This window comes from Saccharothrix variisporea (assembly GCF_003634995.1).
GTDB lineage: Bacteria > Actinomycetota > Actinomycetes > Mycobacteriales > Pseudonocardiaceae > Actinosynnema > Actinosynnema variisporeum.
Genome location: NZ_RBXR01000001.1, coordinates 5,529,093 through 5,547,126 on the forward strand (window position 1 = coordinate 5,529,093; position 18,034 = coordinate 5,547,126).

The following is an 18,034-nucleotide window of genomic DNA, read 5'->3' on the forward strand; positions in this document are numbered from 1 at the left end:
GGCCTACGGGCCGAAGCTGCTTCCAGGCTAGCACCGGCCACCCGGAAACCTCGGCTCTCGATCGGGTGAACCGCTCGGCCGGGGTGAACAGGCGTTCGGGTGCTGTAGCCCGGACGGCTGTATGCCGATACCTGGTCGGTGACCGTGCACGCCTTCGTCGACGAATCCCGCCGCAGCGACAAGTACTACCTGGCGGCCGCCATCGTCGAGCCTCGCCACCTGCGCCTGTTGCGCTCACAACTGCGCGGCCTCCTGCTTCCCGGCCAGCGCGAGTTGCACTTCAAGAAGGAAAAGCCGGAGCGCAGGCGCGCGATCCTGTCGGCGGTGGCGGCTTTCGGCACGCGGGTCGACATCTACCGCGCGAGTTGTGGGCGTGGTGAGGAGTGGGCTCGGCAGGAGTGCCTGACCCGGCTGGTCGACGACCTGCTGGACGTCGACGGACGGCGGATCGTTCTCGACAGCCGTCGTGAGCGCAACCGGCTGGACGAGTTGACGATCCGGCGTGCGCTGGGCAAGCGGCCTCGGGAGACCGGCGTGGTGTACGAGCACATGGACAGCGCGGCCGACCCCTTGCTGTGGTTGGCGGACATCGCGGCTTGGTGCCAAGGCGCGGGTGACGACTGGGCCCGGCGGATCGCCCCGGTGATCGGCTCCGTCGTCCGCCTCGCCTAGCCCTCAACAGCGCGAAGCGCGGCCGCCGACCGTCCGGACGGGGACCGCGCTCACTTCTCCGGCTTACGGGCCGAAGCTGCTTCCAGGCTAGCACCGGCCACCGGAAACCTCGGCTCTCGATCGGGTGAACCGCTCGGCTGGGGTGAACAGGCGTTCGGGTGCTGTAGCTCGGACGGCTGTATGCCGATACCTGGTCGTGACCGTGCACGCCTTCGTCGACGAATCCCGCCGCCAGGACACCTACTACCTGGCAGCGGCCATCATCCACCCGCGGCAACTGCGCCAGACGCGATCGGTGCTGCGAGGCCTGCTCTTCCCCGGCCAACGTGAGTTGCACTTCGCGAAGGAGACGCCCTCCCGTCGGAAGCTGATCGTCTCCACGCTGTGCGAGCTTGGCGTGGAAGTCGACATCTACGCGGCGAACTGTCGCAAGGGTGAGGAGCGTGCGCGGCGCGAGTGCCTGACCCGGTTGACGGCCGGTCTGGTGCAGCGGGACGCCCTGCGCCTGGTGCTCGACAGCCGTGAGGGGCGCGACGTCCACGACCGCGAGACCATCGTGAGGGTGCTCAGGAAGGCCGATCCCGACACGCCGTTCTCCTACGAGCACTTCGAGAGCGCGGGGGAACCGCTGTTGTGGCTCGCTGACATCGTCGCCTGGTGCCACGGCGCGGGTGGGGACTGGGCTCGTCGGATCCGGCCGGTGGTGGGCGACCTGATCCGCCTGGACTACCCCTAGAAAGCGCGAAGCGCGGCCAGCCAACCGTCCGGATGGGTGCCGCGCTCACTTCCCCGGCCTATTGGCCGAGGCACTACAAGATTAGCACCAGCCCCCGAAAAGCACCGCTCTCGATCGGGTGAACCCAGGTGAACGTGTGCCCCCCGCCACCTGTGAAGTTGATGAACACCCAGGTCAGGTAGGCTTCGGCAGTACCGCCAGCCCTCCTACCAGGGAGCAGCCTGTCGTGGCCCGAGTCGTCGTCGACGTCATGCCGAAGCCCGAGATCCTCGACCCGCAAGGACAGGCGGTGGCCAACGCGCTGCCCCGTCTCGGGTTCGACGGAGTCACCACTGTCCGCCAGGGCAAGCACTTCGAGCTGGAGGTCGCCGACGACGTCGACGACGCCACGCTCGCCAAGATCGCCGAGACGTTCCTCGCCAACCCCGTGATCGAGGACTGGGTCGTCCGGCGGGTCGACGCATGAAGGTCGGGGTCATCACCTTTCCCGGCACGTTGGACGACGTCGACGCGGCTCGCGCGGTCAAGTACGCGGGTGGCGAGGCGGTCAGCCTGTGGCACGCCGACCACGACCTGAAGGGCGTGGACGCGGTCATCGTGCCCGGGGGCTTCTCCTACGGTGACTACCTGCGGTGCGGGGCCATCGCGCGGTTCGCGCCCGTCATGCAGGAAGTGGTCGAGGCCGCGAACAAGGGGATGCCCGTGCTGGGCATCTGCAACGGCTTCCAGATCCTGTGCGAGGCGCACCTGCTGCCCGGCGCGCTGATCCGCAACCACAAGCTGCACTTCGTGTGCCGCGACCAGTGGCTCAAGGTCGAGAACAACGAGACGGCCTGGACCACCCGCTACGACCAGGGCGCCGAGATCCTCGTCCCGCTCAAGTCCGGTGAGGGCGGCTACCAGGCCGACGCCGAGACGCTGAAGCAGCTGGAGGGCGAAGGCCGCGTGGTGTTCCGCTACGTCGGCGACAACCCGAACGGCTCGCGCAACGGCATCGCCGGCATCACCAGCGCCAACGGCCGCGTGGTCGGTCTCATGCCGCACCCGGAGCACGCGATCGACGCCCTCACCGGCCCGACGGACGACGGCCTGGGCATGTTCCTGTCCCTGCTCGACGCGGTGGTGAGCGCATGAGCCTCGACACGGTCAAGAACGCGGAGTCCACGCCCGACCAGGAGCAGCCCTACAAGGAGCTGGGCCTGAAGGACGACGAGTACGCCCGCATCCGCGAGATCCTCGGCCGCCGCCCCACGGACGCCGAGCTGGCGATGTACTCGGTCATGTGGAGCGAGCACTGCTCCTACAAGTCGTCCAAGGTGCACCTGAAGTACTTCAGCGAGACCACCACCGACGAGATGCGCGCCAAGATGCTCGCGGGCATCGGCGAGAACGCCGGCGTGGTGGACATCGGCGACGGCTGGGCGATCACCTTCAAGGTCGAGAGCCACAACCACCCGTCGTACGTCGAGCCCTACCAGGGCGCGGCGACCGGCGTGGGCGGCATCGTCCGCGACATCCTCGCGATGGGCGCGCGCCCGCTGGCCGTGATGGACCCGCTGCGGTTCGGCCCGGCCGACGCCCCGGACACCCGGCGGGTGCTGCCGGGCATCGTCGCCGGCGTCGGTGGCTACGGCAACTGCCTGGGCCTGCCCAACATCGGCGGCGAGGTCGTCTTCGACGAGTCGTACGCGGGCAACCCGCTGGTCAACGCCCTGTGCGTGGGTGCGATGCGGGTCGAGGACCTGCACCTGGCGCACGCTTCCGGCGCGGGCAACAAGATCATCCTGTACGGCGCGCGGACCGGGCTCGACGGCATCGGCGGCGTGTCGGTGCTGGCGTCGGAGACCTTCGACGACACCGCCGGCAAGCGCAAGAAGCTGCCGAGCGTCCAGGTGGGCGACCCGTTCACCGAGAAGGTGCTGATCGAGTGCTCGCTGGAGCTGTTCCGGCAGAAGCTCGTCGTCGGCATCCAGGACCTGGGCGGCGCGGGCCTGTCGTGCGCGACCTCGGAGCTGGCCAGCGCCGGTGACGGTGGCATGCGCGTCCAGCTGGACAAGGTGCCGTTGCGCGCGTCGGGCATGACGCCCGCCGAGGTGCTGTCCAGCGAGTCGCAGGAGCGCATGTGCGCGGTCGTGCGGCCGGAGGACGTGGACGCGTTCATGGCCGTGTGCGCCAAGTGGGACGTGATCGCGACCGAGATCGGCGAGGTCACCGAGGGCGACCGCCTGGTCATCACGTGGCACGACGAGGTCGTGGTGGACGTCCCGCCGCGCACCGTCGCCCACGAGGGCCCGGTGTACAACCGGCCTGTCCAGCGCCCTGCCGACCAGGACGCCCTCCAGGCGGACAGCGCCGACAAGCTGCCCAAGCCGGCGCGGGAAGAGCTGCTGGACCTGGTCAAGCGCATGGCCGCGTCGCCGAACCTGGCGTCCCGGCAGTGGGTGACCCAGCAGTACGACCGGTACGTGCGCGGCGGCACGGTGCTCGCGCAGCCCGCCGACTCCGGCATGATCCGGATCGACGAGGACACCCACCGCGGCGTCGCCCTGTCCACGGACTGCAACGGCCGCTACACCAAGCTCGACCCGTACACCGGCGCGAAGCTGGCCCTGGCCGAGGCGTACCGCAACGTGGCGACCACCGGCGCGACCCCGGTCGCGGTCACCAACTGCCTCAACTTCGGCTCGCCCGAGGACCCGGCCGTGATGTGGCAGTTCGAGCAGGCCGTGAAGGGCCTCGCGGACGGCTGCGTCGAACTGGGCATCCCGGTCACCGGCGGCAACGTCAGCTTCTACAACCAGACCGGCGCGACCGCCATCCTCCCGACCCCGGTCGTGGGCGTCCTCGGCGTGATCGACGACGTCCGCCGCCGCATCCCCACCGGGATCGGCGCGGAGGCCGGCGAAACCCTGCTCCTGCTGGGCGAGACGCACGCGGAGTTCGACGGTTCGGAGTGGGCGCACGTCGTCCACGGCCACCTGGGCGGCCTCCCGCCCCGCGTGGACCTGACCCGCGAGAAGCTGCTGGGCGAGGTCCTGGTGGCGGGCTCGCGCGACGGCATGCTGTCGGCGGCCCACGACCTGGCCGAGGGCGGCCTGGCGCAGGCCCTGGTCGAAACGTGCCTGATCGGCGAGACCGGTGCCCGGGTGTTCCTCGAAGGGGACCTGTTCACCGAGCTGTTCAGCGAGTCGGCCGGTCGCGTGCTGGTGGCGGTGCCGCGCACGGAGGAGCTGCGGTTCACCGACATGTGCACGGCCCGCGGGCTGCCGTGGCGCAAGGTCGGCGTGGTGGACCCGGAGTCGCGGTCGCTGGAGATCCAGGGGCTGGGCGAACTGGGGTTGGACGAGCTGCGCACGGCCTGGGAGGGCACCCTCCCCGCGCTGTTCGACTAGGCAGCAACAGCTCGACCAGGCGGAACACGACCAGGCGAACACAGCGAAAAGGCGCGCGGCGGCCACCCGGCCCCGCGCGCTTTTCGCGTTCACCCACGCCTTCCGCCTCCACCCACGCCTTCCGCCCCCACGCGCGCAGCGCGCGCTTTTCCGTGCGCGCAGCGCACGGTGGTGTGAGCCACAAGTGGAGGGCCTCGGTTCCCCCACCGTATGGCCCGCCCGAAGGGCTACCACAGATTTTCCCGGTGCAGCCGAATTTTTTGTGAGGAACGAGCAAAAAATTTAGCGGCACCGGGAAAATCTGTGGTTGGCTTTGCCGGGTCATGCGGTGGGGGAACCGACGCCCTTCACCCCCCATCGGTGGTTCGCCCGCCGGCAGGCGCTTTTGATCTTGAGAGCGCGCAGCGCGTTGGGCTTGAGAGCGAAGCATTGTTTTCAAAAGCTCTAAAAGACTGAAAAGAAAAAGAGCCTCGCCGGCGGGCAGGCCGCCAAGGATGACGGAAAAGCAAAGAAAGTGCGGGGGCTTCTTGCTTTTGCCATCCCCGTATGGCCTGGCGGAGCCTACCACATTTTCCGGGGGTTGCCGCTAAAATTTTTGCTCGTCCCTCACAAAAATTTCGGCCGCAACCCCCGGAAAATGTGGTAGCCCTTCGGGCAGGCCATACGGGGATGACAAAAGCAAGAAGCCCGGGTTGGGTTGTGCACGCGCTTCGCGCGTGCCGTTGGAAAAGCAAAAAGCACACGCCCTGCGGGCGCAAAGCGAAGGGCGCAGCGTCCTGCGGCGGGGGGAAGCGTCTGCGGAGGGTCAGCTGCGCAGGAGTTCGTCGATCTCGCCCGGGGTCATGGGCTTGGCGAAGAACCAGCCCTGGCCCGTGTCGCAGCCGATCCGGTGCAGGCGCTTGGCCTGGGCGGGCGTCTCCACGCCCTCCGCGGTCACGCCCAGCTGCAGGGCGTGGGCCAGCTGCACCAGCGTGGACACGATCTGGACGTCGACCGGGTCTTCCTCGTCCGCCGCGCGCAGCCCCTCCATGAACGAGCCGGCGATCTTCAATTCGTGCACGGGCAGGTGCTTCAGGTACGCCAGGTTCGAGTAGCCGGTGCCGAAGTCGTCGATGGCGATGCGCACGCCCATGTCGGACAGTGCGCGCAGGGCCTCCAGCGGCTCGTCGGCCGTGCCCATGATGGCGCTCTCGGTCAGCTCCAGCTGCAGGTGGTGCGGGGGCAGGGAGCACTCGTCGAGGATGCGTTTCACGTCCCGGACCAGCTCCGGGTCGCGGGACTGGCGGACGGCCAGGTTGACCGACACGAACGGTGCCGAGTCGCCGAACTCGTCCAGCCAGCGCCTCGCCTGCCGGCACGCCGCGCGCAGCACCCACCGGCCCAGGGGGACGATCAGGCCGGTCTCCTCGGCCAGTTCGATGAACCGGTCCGGTGCGAGCCGCCCGAACTCGGGGTGCTGCCACCGCACCAGGGCCTCGACGCCGACGACGGTGCTGTCCTCCAGGCGCACGAGGGGCTGGTAGTCGACGTAGAACTCGTCGCGCTCCAGCGCCGCGGGCATGGTGGCGGACAGGGTGAACCGGGCGACCTCGCGGGCGTTGCGTTCCGGGTCGTAGAGCGCCCAGCGGGACTTGCCGTCGGCCTTCGCCCAGTACAGCGTGATGTCGGCGTCGCGCATCAGGTCGGCGGCGGTCGTGCCGGACAGCGCCCGTTCGACGATGCCGATGGACGCCGACACGGTCAGCTCGTGCCCGCCGATGCGGATCGGGGACTCGAGCTCTCGTAACACCCGGTCGGCGACGTTGACGATGTCCTGGGTGTCCCGCGAGCCCTCCACCAGGATCACGAACTCGTCGCCGCCCATGCGCGCGACCAGCTTGCCCTCGCCGGACACCGAGTGGTCCAGCCGCCTGCCGACCTCGACCAGGAGTTGGTCGCCGATGTCGTGGCCCAGGCTGTCGTTGATCACCTTGAACCCGTCGAGGTCCAGGTAGCACAGGCCCGCCCGCCGCTTGGCGCGGTTGTTGAACACCCGGCCGAGCCGCTCCAGGAACAGCGCCCGGTTGGGCAAGCCGGTCAGCGGGTCGTGCAGGGCCTGGTAGCGCAGCCGGTTCTGCAGCAGGTGGCGGTCGGTGACGTCCTCGATCATCGCCACCTGGTACTGCGGGTCGCCGTGGTCGTCGCGGACCAGGGACAACGTCAGGTGCGTCCACACCTGCTCGCCGTCGGCGCGGCGGAACCGCTTCTCCGCCCGGTAGTGGTCGCACTCGCCGGCGGTGAGCTGGTCGTAGAGGCGCCAGACGCTGGAGCCGTCCTCCGGGTGCATCAGGTCGCGGATGTTGTACTGCCGCATCTCCTCGACGCTGAACCCGAGCATGTCCTGCAACGCCTGGTTGACGTCCAGGATGCGGCCCTCGATGTCGGCGATGCCGATGCCGATCGCGGCCTCGGTGAACATGGCCCGGAACCGCGCCTCGGACGCCCGCAGCGCCGCCTCGGCCTGGTCGCGGGCGTCCAGCACGGCCGCGCGGATGGCCTCCTGCTCGGCGAGCGTGCGTTCGCGCAGGGCACGGGCGTAGCCGGCGGACAGCGCGCCCTGCAACGCGGCCAGCCGGGACCGCATGAGCTCGTCGGGCGCGATGCCCAGTTCGGACAGCAGGTCGTCGCCCAGCAGCTGGACCGTGCGGCCCAGGGTGTCCGTGCCGGTGAAGTGCGCCTCGACCAGGCGCGCGCCGATCTCGTAGCCGGGCGCGGTGCGGAAAGGGCTCGCGTACAGGGCGTGGACCAGCACCTCGGTGAGGGCCTGGAGGTGCTCGGCGACCTCGGTGCGGGTCATGGGGACGTAACTGCTGCCGATCACCGCGGTGGCCCAGGTCCGCGCGAAGGACTCCGCCCCGGCCAGTACGGCGGGGTCGAGGTTCGATCGGCCCGGTGCTGCCACCCGATGGTCAACCTGTTCCGTCATGTCCGCCGGCCTACCGCCACAACGCAAAGGATACGGTCGGTCGCGGGTCGGAGTCGAACATCAGGACTTCCGCCCCACCGCGCCGAACCCCAGGAAGTGAACCGCGTTCTCGTCCACGTCGTCGGGTGACTCCGGGTGCCACAGCGGCAACCGCGCCACGCCCGGCTCCACCAGGTCGAAGCCCTCGAACAACGCCTCCACCTCGGACTTGCGGCGGTAGGTCATCTCGCTCACGCCCCGGTTGTAGGTGCCGCGGGCCTCGTCCCAGGACGGGTCCCACTCGCCGTCCTCGTAGCCCGCGTGCGACATGGCGAGGAAGCTGCCCGGCGGCAGCGCGTCCCGGTAGGCGCCGACGATGCCGCGCGGGTCGTCGTCGTCGGGCACGAAGTGCAGCAGCGCGATCATCAGCACGGCGATCGGCCGGTCGAAGTCCAGCAGGTCCTGCACCTCGGGGGACTTGAGCACGCCCCGCGCGTCCCGCACGTCGGTCTGGAGCACGTTGACCGACTCGTTGCCGGTCAGGATGGCCCGGCTGTGCGCGACGGCCACCGGGTCGATGTCGACGTAGACGACCTTGGCGGCCGGGTCCACGGCCTGCGCGATCTCGTGCACGTTGCCCACGGTCGGGATGCCGGACCCCAGGTCGAGGAACTGCCGGATGCCCTGGGACAGCAGGTAGCGGACGGCTCGGCGCAGGAACGCCCGGTGGTTGAGGATGACGCTCTTGAGCACCGGCACGTCGGCCAGCACCTTGTCGCCCACGGCCCGGTCGACGGCGAAGTTGTGCGCGCCGCCCAACCAGTAGTCGTAGACCCGCGCGATGCTCGGACGCCCGAGGTCGATCTCGACCGGCGCCCAGTTGGGGCGCTCCACGCTGTCCACGGGGTTCTCCTCACGCTTCGTCCGGCCGGTTGCCCGCCGTTGCGGTGACCCTGCACATCATGGGCCAATCCGGTGAGTTAGCACACCGTCCCCTCGCGGGTAGTTGTGTTCCCGTCACCGTGTCGGCGGTCACCGGGAAGAATGCCGCGCTTGTGAAGTACCTGTGGATCGCGGGCGCGGTCGTCAGCGCGGTGGGTGGGGTGTGGCTGCTGCTCGTGGTGCGGCGGCGCCGGCCCCGGCTCAAGCCGGTGCTGCTCACCGCGGTCGGCGCGTTCCTGCTGGTCACCGGCATGCTGCTGGTGCTGGACCCGACCAGCCCCAAGCACGAGGTGGTCAAGTCCGGTGGGCTGGCGGCCGGGTCGGTCGTCGCCCTCTACGCGCTGTGGCTCAACGACCGGCGCCGGCGCATGGACGAGAAGCGCCACGACCTGGAGATCGAACGGGCCGAACACGACCGGTCGCGGGTGGCTGACGAGAGGTTCGCCCGATCGGTTGAACTGCTGGGGCACGAGACCGAGCAGGTGCGGGTGGGCGCGATGCACGCCCTGGCCGGCCTGGCGCGGTCGCGGCCCGAGTACACGCAGACCGTGCTGGACGTGCTGTGCGCCTACCTGCGCCGCCCGTTCCGGCCCGACACCGACCCGAAGGGATCCGACGAGTACACGGCGGAGAGCGAGCGCGAGCTGGAGGTCCGGCTGACCGCCCAGCGGCTGATCGCCGACCTGCTGCCGCCCGACGACCAGGGCGGGGCCGAGCTGTACGACCTCAACCTCACCCGCGCCTACCTGGAGTACTTCGACCTCTCGCACCGGCAGGTCGGCGAGCTGGTGGTGCGGGCGGCGTGGCTGGCGCGGTCCAACTCGTTCCACCACCTGGTCGTGCACGGCGGGGCGTGGTTCACCGACTCGGTCAGCGAGGGCCGGTTGCACGCGCACGACATGGTGTTCTGCGACGTCGGCTGGTTCAGCCGGATCGACTGCCGGGACCGGGTCGACTTCGCCCGCACCCGGTTCTTCGGGCGGGCGAAGTTCGCCGGGGCGCGGTTCGGCGGGCCGGTGTCGTTCGAGGGTGTGGAGTTCGCCGACTCGGTGGACCGGGACGGTGTCGAGGTGGCGGCCGGGGTGGACGCCGTGCTGCCCGAGGGGTGGACCGGGCTGGTGGCCAGGTGAAGGGGCGCGCGCTGCTGGCCGTGAGCGTCGCCGCGGCGGTGCTGGTGACGGTCGTGACGACGGCCGTGCTGCTGTGGGTGGAGCCGAAGCTGTCCAAGGCCGAGGCGATCAAGACCGGTGGGCTCGCGGGCGGCGCGGTCGTGGCGCTGTACGCGCTGTGGCTCAACGACCGCCGTCGCCGCACCGAGGAGGCGCGGCACGTGCTGGAGAGCGACAAGGTCGCCGACGAGCGGTTCGCGCGGGCCGTGGAGATGCTGGGCAACGGGGCCGACCAAGTGCGGGTGGGCGCGATGCACGCCTTGGCCGGGCTGGCGTGGTCCACGCCCCGCTACAAGCAGACCGTGCTGGACGTCCTGTGCGCCTATCTGCGCCGACCCTTCACCCACGAGATCTACACCCTGAAGGCTGACGACCCCGATCAGGCGTTCCGCGGCCAGTCCGAGGTCGAGACCGATGAGGAGAAGGACCGTGAGCGCTCGGTCCGGCTCACGGCGCAGCGGCTGATCACGGACCTGCTGCCGTGGGGCCAGGACACCGACCCGACGCTCTACCACCTGGACCTGACCGGCGCGAACCTCGAGTACTTCCGGCTCGAGGGGCGGCGTGTCGGCCGGCTGACCGCACGCCGGACCGCCTTCTACGGCATCACCAACTTCCGCGATGCCCACTTCGGCAAGCCGGCGCTGTTCTCCGGTGGCTCGTTCCGCGGTCGGGTGGACTTCCGGGGTGTGCGGTTCGCCGGCGGGATGTCCTTGCAGGACGTCAGCTTCGACCACCGACTCGAGGTGGCCGGGGCGGAAGTCGGCGAGTTCCTGCACCTGCCACCGACGCCGCCGGAGCAGGTCGGGTCACTGCAACTGGTGGCCGGCACCCGCGTGAAGGAGGACCCGACGGGCTGGGAGCTAACCGGTCGCGAGGGCGCGACCTTCCAGCACCATGTCGAGCAGGACTGACGCCGCCGCGCTCACGCTCGCCGATGTCACCACGGACGTGCCGGTCGTCGGCGCGTCCGCGATGGGCACGAACCGGGCGCGGGTCGGCTTGTGCCGGAACGACTCGGGCACCAGCGCCACGCCCAGCCCGAACCCGACGAAGTCCAGCAGCGAGTGGACGTCGTTGACCTCGACCGCGACCCGCCGCTCCACCCCGGCCAGGGCCAGCGCCTGGTCGACGTCGTCACGCGTGCCCCAGTCGGGGTTGAAGTCCACGAAGGGCTCGCCGGCCAGGTCCGCCAGCAGCACCGAACCCTCTTGCGCGAACCGGCTTTCCGGCCCGCAGACGAGCACCATCGGCTCGGTGTCCACAACGGACTGCGGCAGGTCGCTCGCCCGCGTCGAGGTGACGAACGCGAGGTCCAGCCGGCCCGCCCGCACCTCCTCGGCCAGCTCGCCGGACCCGCCCTGGCGCAACCGGATCTCCACGCCGGGGTGCCGGTCGTGGAACCGCGCCAGCACCTCGGGCAGGTGCACGGCGTGCAGGCACTGGACGCTGCCGACCGACAGCGTGCCGCGCAGCAGCCCCTGGACGCCGGCCACGGCGTTGCGGGCCGCGTCGACCGTGCTCAGCACGCGCCGCGCCTCCTCCAGCAGCGCCCGCCCGGCCTGGGTCAGCTCGACCTGCCGGGTCGAGCGCAGGAACAGCGGCGCACCCAGCTCGACCTCCAGCGCCCGGATGGACGCCGACAGCCCCGACTGGGCGACCCGCATCCGCCGCGCGGCACGCGTGAAGTGGCACTCCTCCGCCACCGCGACGAAGTACTCGAGCTGGCGCAACTCCACGATTCATCACCCGAACTGCTGAATGGCATCAGGTCCTTCTGTTGGACAGCTTAATGCCGATGGCGCAGGCTGGTGGCCGCGACCTCGCCGACCCGCTGGAGGCGGGTCGATTCGGAGCAGAAGGGACCAGCACATGCAGCAGCGCCGGATCGCCGACGCCGAGGTCAGCGCCATCGGCCTGGGCGCGATGCCCCTGTCCGTGCAGGGCAGGCCGTCGCGGGACCAGGCGGTCGAGACCGTCCGGGCGGCCCTCGACGCCGGGGTCACGCTGATCGACACGGCCGACGCCTACTCGCTCGACGAGCACGACTTCGGGCACAACGAGGAGCTGCTCGCCGAGGCCCTGAAGGGCGTGGACGGCGTCATGGTCGCCACCAAGGGCGGGCACACGCGCACGTCCGGCGGCGGGTGGGGCCTGAACGGCCGGCCCGAGTACCTCAAGGCCGCGTGCGAGCAGTCGCTGCGCCGGCTCGGGGTGGACGTGATCGACCTGTACCAGTACCACCGGCCCGACCGGGACGTGCCGATCGCCGACTCCGTGGGCGCGCTGGCCGAGCTGCTGGACGAGGGCAAGATCCGGTTCGCCGGGGTGTCGAACTTCAACCCGGACGAGATCCGCGAGGCCAACGAGGTGCTGGGCGGGCGGCTGGCGTCCGTGCAGAACCAGTTCTCGCCCGCGTTCCGGTCCAGCGAGCCGGAGCTGGAGCTGTGCCACGAGCTGGGGATCGCGTTCCTGCCGTGGAGCCCGCTGGGCGGCATGAGCGCCGCCGCGCGGCTCGGCGAGCGCTTCGCGGTGTTCGCCGACGTGGCCGGCGCGCACGGCGTGAGCCCGCAGCAGGTGTGCCTGGCGTGGATGCTCGCCAAGTCGCCGGTCGTGATCCCCATCCCGGGGTCGTCGCGGCCCGCGAGCATCCGCGACTCGGCCGCCGCGGTGCACCTGGTGCTCACCGACGAGGAGCTGAAGCGCCTGGACGGGTGACACCCGCCCGGATGCGGAACCGCCCCGGAAGCCCGACGATCTAGGCCAGGCGCACCAACGGTCTACGGCGAACGGGGGGCTCGGCGATGAGGTTCCGCACCTGCCTGACACACCTGGGCGCGGTCGCCATCACCCTGGCGATCGCGCCCGCCGCGCAAGGGCTGCCGCAGGGGTCCGCCGATCACTACGCGGGTTCCCAGATCGCCAAGCATGAGGGCTGGGGGCGCTCGGGCGACCCCCCGAGCGACGGCAAGGTGCCCGGGATGGACGTGAGCAGCCACCAGGGTGACGTGGACTGGCCGCGGGCGTGGGCGGACGGGGCCCGGTTCGCCTACGTCAAGGCGACCGAGGGCACCGGGTACCGCAATCCCAAGTTCGGCCAGCAGTACAACGGCTCGTACGGCGTCGGGATGATCCGCGGGGCCTACCACTTCGCGTTGCCGGACCGGTCGTCCGGCCGCGAGCAGGCCGACTACTTCGTGGACAACGGCGGTGGCTGGTCGGCCGACGGGAAGACCCTGCCCGGTGCCCTGGACATGGAGTACAACCCGTACGGGGACACGTGCTTCGGCCTCGACCAGCCCGCGATGGGCGCGTGGGTCAAGGAGTTCAGCGACCGGGTCCGCGAGCGCACCGGCCGCTACCCGACCATCTACACGTCCACGAGCTGGTGGAACCGCTGCGTCGGCACGACGGAGTCCTTCGGCCACACGAACCCGTTGTGGGTCGCGCAGTACAACGACACCCTCGGCCCGTTGCCGCACGGGTGGACCTCCGAGACCATCTGGCAGTGGCAGGCGGCCGGGAAGTTCCCCGGCGACCAGAACCTGTTCAACGGCGACCAGGAGCAGCTGCGCCGAGTCGCGCTGGGGTAGCTCGGGCTTACTCCGTCTTCGTGACCAATTAACACGAAGTCTGGCTATCCGGTTAGAACAGCGGCACACTGCCCAACGAGTCATCCCCCTGCACTGGCTCGAAAGGTGTTCGCCATGAGAGCACTCCTCCGCGGCGCACTCGTCGCCGCGACCGCGGTCACCCTGCTCACCGCGGTCCTGACCCCCGCACAGGCCGCACCCGCCGTCGACGACCACGCCATGGGCTCGCAGATCGCCAAGCACGAGGGCCGGGGCGACCAGCGGATCGTCATCAACACCGACCCGAGCGCCCAAGCCGTGGTCTACGGCATCGACGTCAGCGGCCACCAGGGCAACGTCGACTGGGCGTACTGGTGGAACCAGGGCAAGCGGTTCGCCTACGTCAAGGCCACCGAGAGCACCACCTACAAGAACCCGTACTTCGCCCAGCAATACAACGGTTCCTACAACATCGGCATGATCCGCGGCGCCTACCACTTCGCCCTGCCCGACCGGTCCTCCGGCGCCACCCAGGCCGACTACTTCGTCAACAACGGCGGCGGCTGGTCCGGCGACGGCAAGACCCTGCCCGGCGCGCTGGACATGGAGTACAACCCGTACGGCTCGACGTGCTACGGCCTCAGCCAGACGTCGATGATCAACTGGGTGAAGTCCTTCTCCGACCGGTACCACTACCGGACGGGCCGGTGGCCGGTCATCTACACGTCCACGAGCTGGTGGAACCAGTGCGCGCCCGGCGACTTCACCTCCACCAACCCGCTGTGGGTGGCGCGCTACTCGTCCACCGTGGGCACCCTGCCCTACCGGTGGAGCTACTACACGTTCTGGCAGTACTCGTCCTCGCCGATCGACCAGAACGTCTTCAACGGCGCCTACGACCGGTTGCAGGCCCTGGCCAACGGCTGAGCGCGGTCGGCGGGTCGGGGCGCACCCCGGCCCGCCTCAGCCCAGGTCGATGACGACCTTCACGTCGTCCTCGTGCTTGTCGAGGGCTTCGGTGAAGCGGTCGAGCGGGACGCGCCGGGTGACGAGGCCGCGCAGCCAGCCGTGGTCGGCCGCGGCGAGGGCTTCCGCCCCGGTGCGGTAGTCGGCCAAGCCCGCGTTGACGGTGCCGACGACGGCCTTGTTGTGCAGGACGATGCCGTCGAAGACGGACGGGTCCAGCGGGACCGGGTCGTGGTCGCCGGTCAGGCCGGCGAGGACCGTGGTCGAGGCCCGGCGGGTGGTCTCCCAGACGAGCTGGGCCACGCCGGTGCACTCGATGGCGATGTCCACCTCGCCGAGTTCCCCGATGTCACGGTGGTAGTGGGCGCCCAAAGCCCGCACCAGGTCAGGCTTCGGTCCTTTCTCGACCCGGTCCAGCACGTGCACGTCGAGGCCGCGCTGAACGCCCAGCAGCGCCGCCAGCAGGCCGATCGGACCGGCCCCCGTGATCAGCACCGACCTCGGCTCGACGTGCGCCCGCGCGGACCGCTGTTCGGCCTGGGTCCACGCCTTGGCCACGATCGACGCCGGTTCCGTCAGGACGCCGAGCTCGCCCAGCGCCGGGTCCAGGCGGACGGCGAACTTGGCCGGCACGGTCCACCGCTGCATCCCGTACCCGTCCAGCTCCTTGATGCCGCGCTCCTGGTAGCGGCCGTTGCGGCAGAAGTCCCAGGCGTCCACGGCGCAGGCCGGGCACGGTTCGGGGTCCGGTCGCCGCACCACGCCGGCGACGAGGTCCCCCGCGGCGAGGCCCGAGCCCTCGGGCGCGGACAGCACCCGGCCCACGGACTCGTGGAACGGCACGAGGCTGTCCCGGCCGGGCGGGAGCCACCCGAAGCCGTCACGGATGATCTCCACGTCCGTGCCGCACATGCCGGCCAGCAGCCCCTGGACGACGACCTCGCCGGCCGGTTCGGCGACCTCGTGGTCCACCACCGTCGCCAGGTCGGGCTTGCCTGGCACCACCATCGCGGCCCGCACCGTGTCACCCACGGGACGAGAGGCTACGTCGGTCGCCACGGTCCGACGACCCAGCGCCGGGCCGCGTTGTGGCCGGACACCGGCGATGCTGCCGACGGGTGACGCCGGAGTTCCCAATGGCGACGCTCTGTGCCCGCCGATCGGATAACTTGGGCCCATGCGCCGTGCCGTGCCGCTCCTCGCCGCCGTGTTGCTCCTCGCGGGCTGCTCCGAGTCGACCACCGGCTCCCCGACCGCCGGCTCGCCGACCGGCGAGACCACCGCGTCGTCCGGCAAGCCGACCTCGACGTCCAAGGAACCGGCCAAGCGCCCGAAGACGATCAACCTCAAGGACGTCGACCCCTGCACGCTGCTCACCGACGCGCAGCGCAAGGACATCGGCCTGGACCGCCCGCCGCTGGCCGGCACGTCGACGGTCTTCCGGTCGCCCAGTTGCAGCTTCAACCGCGAAGACCGGACGTGGGGTGCCACCGTGACCACGGCCACGACCTCGGGGATCGAGTTCTACACCGACGGCAGCTTCGACGTCGAGATGCAGCGGCTCCAGGTCGCCGGCTTCCCGGCGGTCCTCGGCGGCGCGCCCGACCAGAAGACCTCCTGCTACGCGGCCGTCGACGTCTCGGACGGCCAGGTGCTCGCGCTCCAGGCGACCAGCATCGACGAGAAGGTCCCCCAGGGCCGGCTGTGCGAGTTGGTGCAGCAGGTCGCCGCTGCGACGGTCGCCACCCTTTCAGCTCGCTGAAAGACGGGTAGAACTACTCACTTTGCACGTGGAACCATCCACCCGCGTCACACATCAGAGCTAGAGTCGTCCCAAATGCACACGCTGGGGTATGTGCAGCACTACAGGAGGGTGTGCCGTGTTCATCGCGGATGGTGGTGGCGGGGGTACCACGGATACTCCGCCGGCGTACAGCGGGACGCAGCAGAAGCTGCACGTCGACCCGACGGCCATTCCCGAGGCCAAGAAGGTCTTCGCCGACGCGCTCGAACGCCTCGACGCGCAGTTGCAGGACGCCGACTTCGCCCTGCGCGCGAAGAACTGGGCGGGTGACCCGGTCAGCAAGGAGACCGCGCAGAAGTTCAACCAGGACACCTTCGAGGCCGGTGACTCCGCGGCCCTCACCGCGATCAAGGAGTACCGCAAGCAGCTCGAGGGCGTCGTGCAGCAGCTGCAGGCCATCGAGGACAACTACCGCCGCGTGGAGGGTGACAACGTCGCCTCCTGGGGACGCGTCAAGCGCGACTGACCACCACCGACCACAGACTGATGGACAACGCACCCGAGGGGGGCGAGCACGATGGGTGACCACCGCTGGCGCGGGTATGCCCACCCCGATCTGCACCGCATGATCAACGAAGGCCCGGGCGTCGCCGCCTCCCGTCCCATCGAGGACAAGTGGAAGGCGCTCTCCGAGACCCTGGCCGACATCGACGAGTCGATCCACCGCGGCCTGGAGAAGCTGGGCGCCAAGTGGGAGGGCTCGACCGCCGACGAGACCCAGAAGGCGCTGTCGCCGCTGGCGCAGTGGGCCGGGGACGCCAAGACGGGCTCCGACACGATGAAGGCCTCCGCGCAGCTGCAGGCGGACTACATCGCGGACGCCCGCAAGGAGATGCCCGAGCCGGTCAAGGTGACCACCGAGGCCCCGTCGACCGGGGACAAGATCCTCGGCGCGCTGACCGGCCCGGCCGGGATGATGCACGTCATCCAGCAGCAGAAGGACCACGAGGCCCAGGAAGCGGCGCAGGACAACGCCGAGGCCAAGGCCGTCGAGGTGATGAACAACTACCAGTCCAGCAGCGAGTGGAACTCCAGCACGCTGGGCGAGTTCGTCCCCCCGCCGCAGGTCGTCGTCGACACCCCGCCGCCCGGTGGCCAGCAGAGCTACAACACCAGCAGCGCGAACTACAACTCGACCCCGACGTGGACCCCGCCGGGTGACTCCAGCGGCAGCACGCGCCCGTCGTGGACGCCGCCGACCACCCAGCCGCCGACGGCGCAGCCGCCGACGTTCCCCGGTGGCACCACCAACCCGTCGTGGGTCACCCCGACCCCGACGCCCACCCCGCCGCCGGTCACGCCGACGCCCACGCCGCCCATCGGTGGTCTGCCCCCGGGCAACCCGCCGACCGGCCCCGTGCCGCCCGGTGGCTGGAAGCCGCCGTCGAGCACGAACCCGCCGGGTGGCCCCAAGCCGCCGGTGCCGCCGCGCGGTCCGGGTGGTCCGGGGCAGAACCGGCCGGGGATGCCGATGCGTCCCGGCATGCCGGGCGGTCCCGGTGGTCCGGGTGGTCCCAACGGCATGGGTCGCGGCTTCGGTCCCGGCGGTCCGGGCATGCCCGGCGGTCCCGGCATGGGCAACGCGAGCGGGATGCCCGGTCGCGGCGGCATGGCCGGTGTCGGCGGCTTCGGTCCCGGCGCGGGCGGTCCCGGCGGCCCCGGTGGTCGTCCCGGCGGTCCGGGTCAGGGCATGGGCGCCGGTGGCGCGGGTGGCCACGGCGCGAACGGCGAGGAGGACATCGAGCACAAGTCCGCCGACTACCTGGTCGAGACGGACGACGTGTTCGGCGACGACCGCCTCGTCGCGCCGCCGGTGATCGGCGAGACCCCGCAGTAG

17 protein-coding genes are annotated in these 18,034 nt (G+C 70.5%); 13 read left to right on the forward strand and 4 right to left on the reverse strand.

What is annotated here, in order from left to right; genetic code table 11:
• Window positions 1–138: 138 nt before the first annotated feature.
• From DFJ66_RS25005 to purL, 5 genes are all read left to right on the forward strand, one after another.
• Window positions 139–672 carry a DUF3800 domain-containing protein gene (locus DFJ66_RS25005; protein ID WP_121224330.1) on the forward strand — a complete coding sequence of 178 codons (534 nt, stop codon included), beginning with the start codon at window positions 139–141 and terminating at the stop codon, window positions 670–672.
• A 196-nt stretch (window positions 673–868) separates the two neighbouring features.
• Window positions 869–1,408, forward strand: a complete 540-nt coding sequence (locus DFJ66_RS25010; protein ID WP_121224332.1) for a DUF3800 domain-containing protein — start codon at window positions 869–871, stop codon at window positions 1,406–1,408.
• Window positions 1,409–1,634: 226 nt separating this feature from the next.
• Entirely contained in the window at window positions 1,635–1,874 is a 240-nt protein-coding gene (gene purS / locus DFJ66_RS25015; RefSeq protein ID WP_121224334.1) for a phosphoribosylformylglycinamidine synthase subunit PurS, read from the forward strand.
• A complete protein-coding gene (purQ, locus tag DFJ66_RS25020; RefSeq protein WP_121224336.1) occupies window positions 1,871–2,542 on the forward strand; it encodes a phosphoribosylformylglycinamidine synthase subunit PurQ in 672 nt (223 codons plus the stop codon). Before purS ends, purQ begins: the two co-directional genes overlap by 4 nt.
• A complete protein-coding gene (gene purL, locus DFJ66_RS25025; protein WP_121224338.1) occupies window positions 2,539–4,800 on the forward strand; it encodes a phosphoribosylformylglycinamidine synthase subunit PurL in 2,262 nt (753 codons plus the stop codon). Before purQ ends, purL begins: the two co-directional genes overlap by 4 nt.
• Window positions 4,801–5,605: 805 nt before the next feature.
• Here the strand turns inward: purL and DFJ66_RS25030 are convergent.
• The gene (locus DFJ66_RS25030; RefSeq protein ID WP_211351312.1) at window positions 5,606–7,765 is read right to left on the reverse strand and encodes a putative bifunctional diguanylate cyclase/phosphodiesterase; all 2,160 of its coding nucleotides are present in this window, start codon (window positions 7,763–7,765) and stop codon (window positions 5,606–5,608) included.
• A 60-nt stretch (window positions 7,766–7,825) separates the two neighbouring features.
• Window positions 7,826–8,647 carry an SAM-dependent methyltransferase gene (locus DFJ66_RS25035; protein ID WP_121224340.1) on the reverse strand — a complete coding sequence of 274 codons (822 nt, stop codon included), beginning with the start codon at window positions 8,645–8,647 and terminating at the stop codon, window positions 7,826–7,828.
• A 152-nt stretch (window positions 8,648–8,799) separates the two neighbouring features.
• On the opposite strand from DFJ66_RS25035, the gene DFJ66_RS25040 reads away from it, so the two are divergent.
• Window positions 8,800–9,816, forward strand: a complete 1,017-nt coding sequence (locus DFJ66_RS25040) for a pentapeptide repeat-containing protein (RefSeq protein WP_121224342.1) — start codon at window positions 8,800–8,802, stop codon at window positions 9,814–9,816.
• Window positions 9,813–10,769, forward strand: coding sequence for a pentapeptide repeat-containing protein (locus DFJ66_RS25045; protein ID WP_211351314.1), 957 nt, complete (start codon window positions 9,813–9,815; stop codon window positions 10,767–10,769). The genes DFJ66_RS25040 and DFJ66_RS25045 overlap by 4 nt, the downstream gene beginning before the upstream one ends.
• On the opposite strand, the gene DFJ66_RS25050 is transcribed toward DFJ66_RS25045, so the two are convergent.
• Window positions 10,719–11,594, reverse strand: a complete 876-nt coding sequence (locus tag DFJ66_RS25050; protein WP_121224344.1) for a LysR family transcriptional regulator — start codon at window positions 11,592–11,594, stop codon at window positions 10,719–10,721. The two genes, DFJ66_RS25045 and DFJ66_RS25050, sit on opposite strands and share 51 nt — an antisense overlap.
• A 133-nt stretch (window positions 11,595–11,727) precedes the next feature.
• On the opposite strand from DFJ66_RS25050, the gene DFJ66_RS25055 reads away from it, so the two are divergent.
• From DFJ66_RS25055 to DFJ66_RS25065, 3 genes are all read left to right on the forward strand, one after another.
• The gene (locus DFJ66_RS25055; RefSeq protein ID WP_121224346.1) at window positions 11,728–12,573 is read left to right on the forward strand and encodes an aldo/keto reductase; all 846 of its coding nucleotides are present in this window, start codon (window positions 11,728–11,730) and stop codon (window positions 12,571–12,573) included.
• 86 nt (window positions 12,574–12,659) lie between these two features.
• Window positions 12,660–13,448, forward strand: a complete 789-nt coding sequence (locus tag DFJ66_RS25060) for a lysozyme (RefSeq protein ID WP_121224348.1) — start codon at window positions 12,660–12,662, stop codon at window positions 13,446–13,448.
• 114 nt (window positions 13,449–13,562) lie between these two features.
• Window positions 13,563–14,354, forward strand: coding sequence for a lysozyme (locus tag DFJ66_RS25065; protein ID WP_121224350.1), 792 nt, complete (start codon window positions 13,563–13,565; stop codon window positions 14,352–14,354).
• 36 nt (window positions 14,355–14,390) lie between these two features.
• On the opposite strand, the gene DFJ66_RS25070 is transcribed toward DFJ66_RS25065, so the two are convergent.
• Complete coding sequence (locus tag DFJ66_RS25070) at window positions 14,391–15,425, reverse strand: glucose 1-dehydrogenase (protein WP_246029893.1); 1,035 nt, start codon at window positions 15,423–15,425, stop codon at window positions 14,391–14,393.
• Window positions 15,426–15,570: 145 nt separating this feature from the next.
• On the opposite strand from DFJ66_RS25070, the gene DFJ66_RS25075 reads away from it, so the two are divergent.
• The 3 genes from DFJ66_RS25075 to DFJ66_RS25085 all read left to right on the forward strand — a co-directional run bounded on the left by DFJ66_RS25075 (window position 15,571) and on the right by DFJ66_RS25085 (window position 18,034).
• Window positions 15,571–16,155 (forward strand): DUF3558 domain-containing protein, encoded by a 585-nt coding sequence (locus DFJ66_RS25075; RefSeq protein WP_121224353.1) that lies wholly within the window; start codon window positions 15,571–15,573, stop codon window positions 16,153–16,155.
• Between the two features lie 118 nt (window positions 16,156–16,273).
• Window positions 16,274–16,663 (forward strand): transcriptional regulator, encoded by a 390-nt coding sequence (locus DFJ66_RS25080; protein WP_121224355.1) that lies wholly within the window; start codon window positions 16,274–16,276, stop codon window positions 16,661–16,663.
• Window positions 16,664–16,714: 51 nt separating this feature from the next.
• Entirely contained in the window at window positions 16,715–18,034 is a 1,320-nt protein-coding gene (locus DFJ66_RS25085) for a PPE domain-containing protein (protein ID WP_121224357.1), read from the forward strand.

Coding starts and splice junctions, on each gene's coding strand:
- purQ (WP_121224336.1), top strand. CDS start 1,871: ATGAAGGTCGGGGTCATCACCTTTCCCGGCACGTTGGACGACGTCGAC.
- purL (WP_121224338.1), top strand. CDS start 2,539: ATGAGCCTCGACACGGTCAAGAACGCGGAGTCCACGCCCGACCAGGAG.
- DFJ66_RS25030 (WP_211351312.1), bottom strand. CDS start 7,765: ATGACGGAACAGGTTGACCATCGGGTGGCAGCACCGGGCCGATCGAAC.
- DFJ66_RS25055 (WP_121224346.1), top strand. CDS start 11,728: ATGCAGCAGCGCCGGATCGCCGACGCCGAGGTCAGCGCCATCGGCCTG.
- DFJ66_RS25060 (WP_121224348.1), top strand. CDS start 12,660: ATGAGGTTCCGCACCTGCCTGACACACCTGGGCGCGGTCGCCATCACC.
- DFJ66_RS25065 (WP_121224350.1), top strand. CDS start 13,563: ATGAGAGCACTCCTCCGCGGCGCACTCGTCGCCGCGACCGCGGTCACC.
- DFJ66_RS25075 (WP_121224353.1), top strand. CDS start 15,571: ATGCGCCGTGCCGTGCCGCTCCTCGCCGCCGTGTTGCTCCTCGCGGGC.
- DFJ66_RS25085 (WP_121224357.1), top strand. CDS start 16,715: ATGGGTGACCACCGCTGGCGCGGGTATGCCCACCCCGATCTGCACCGC.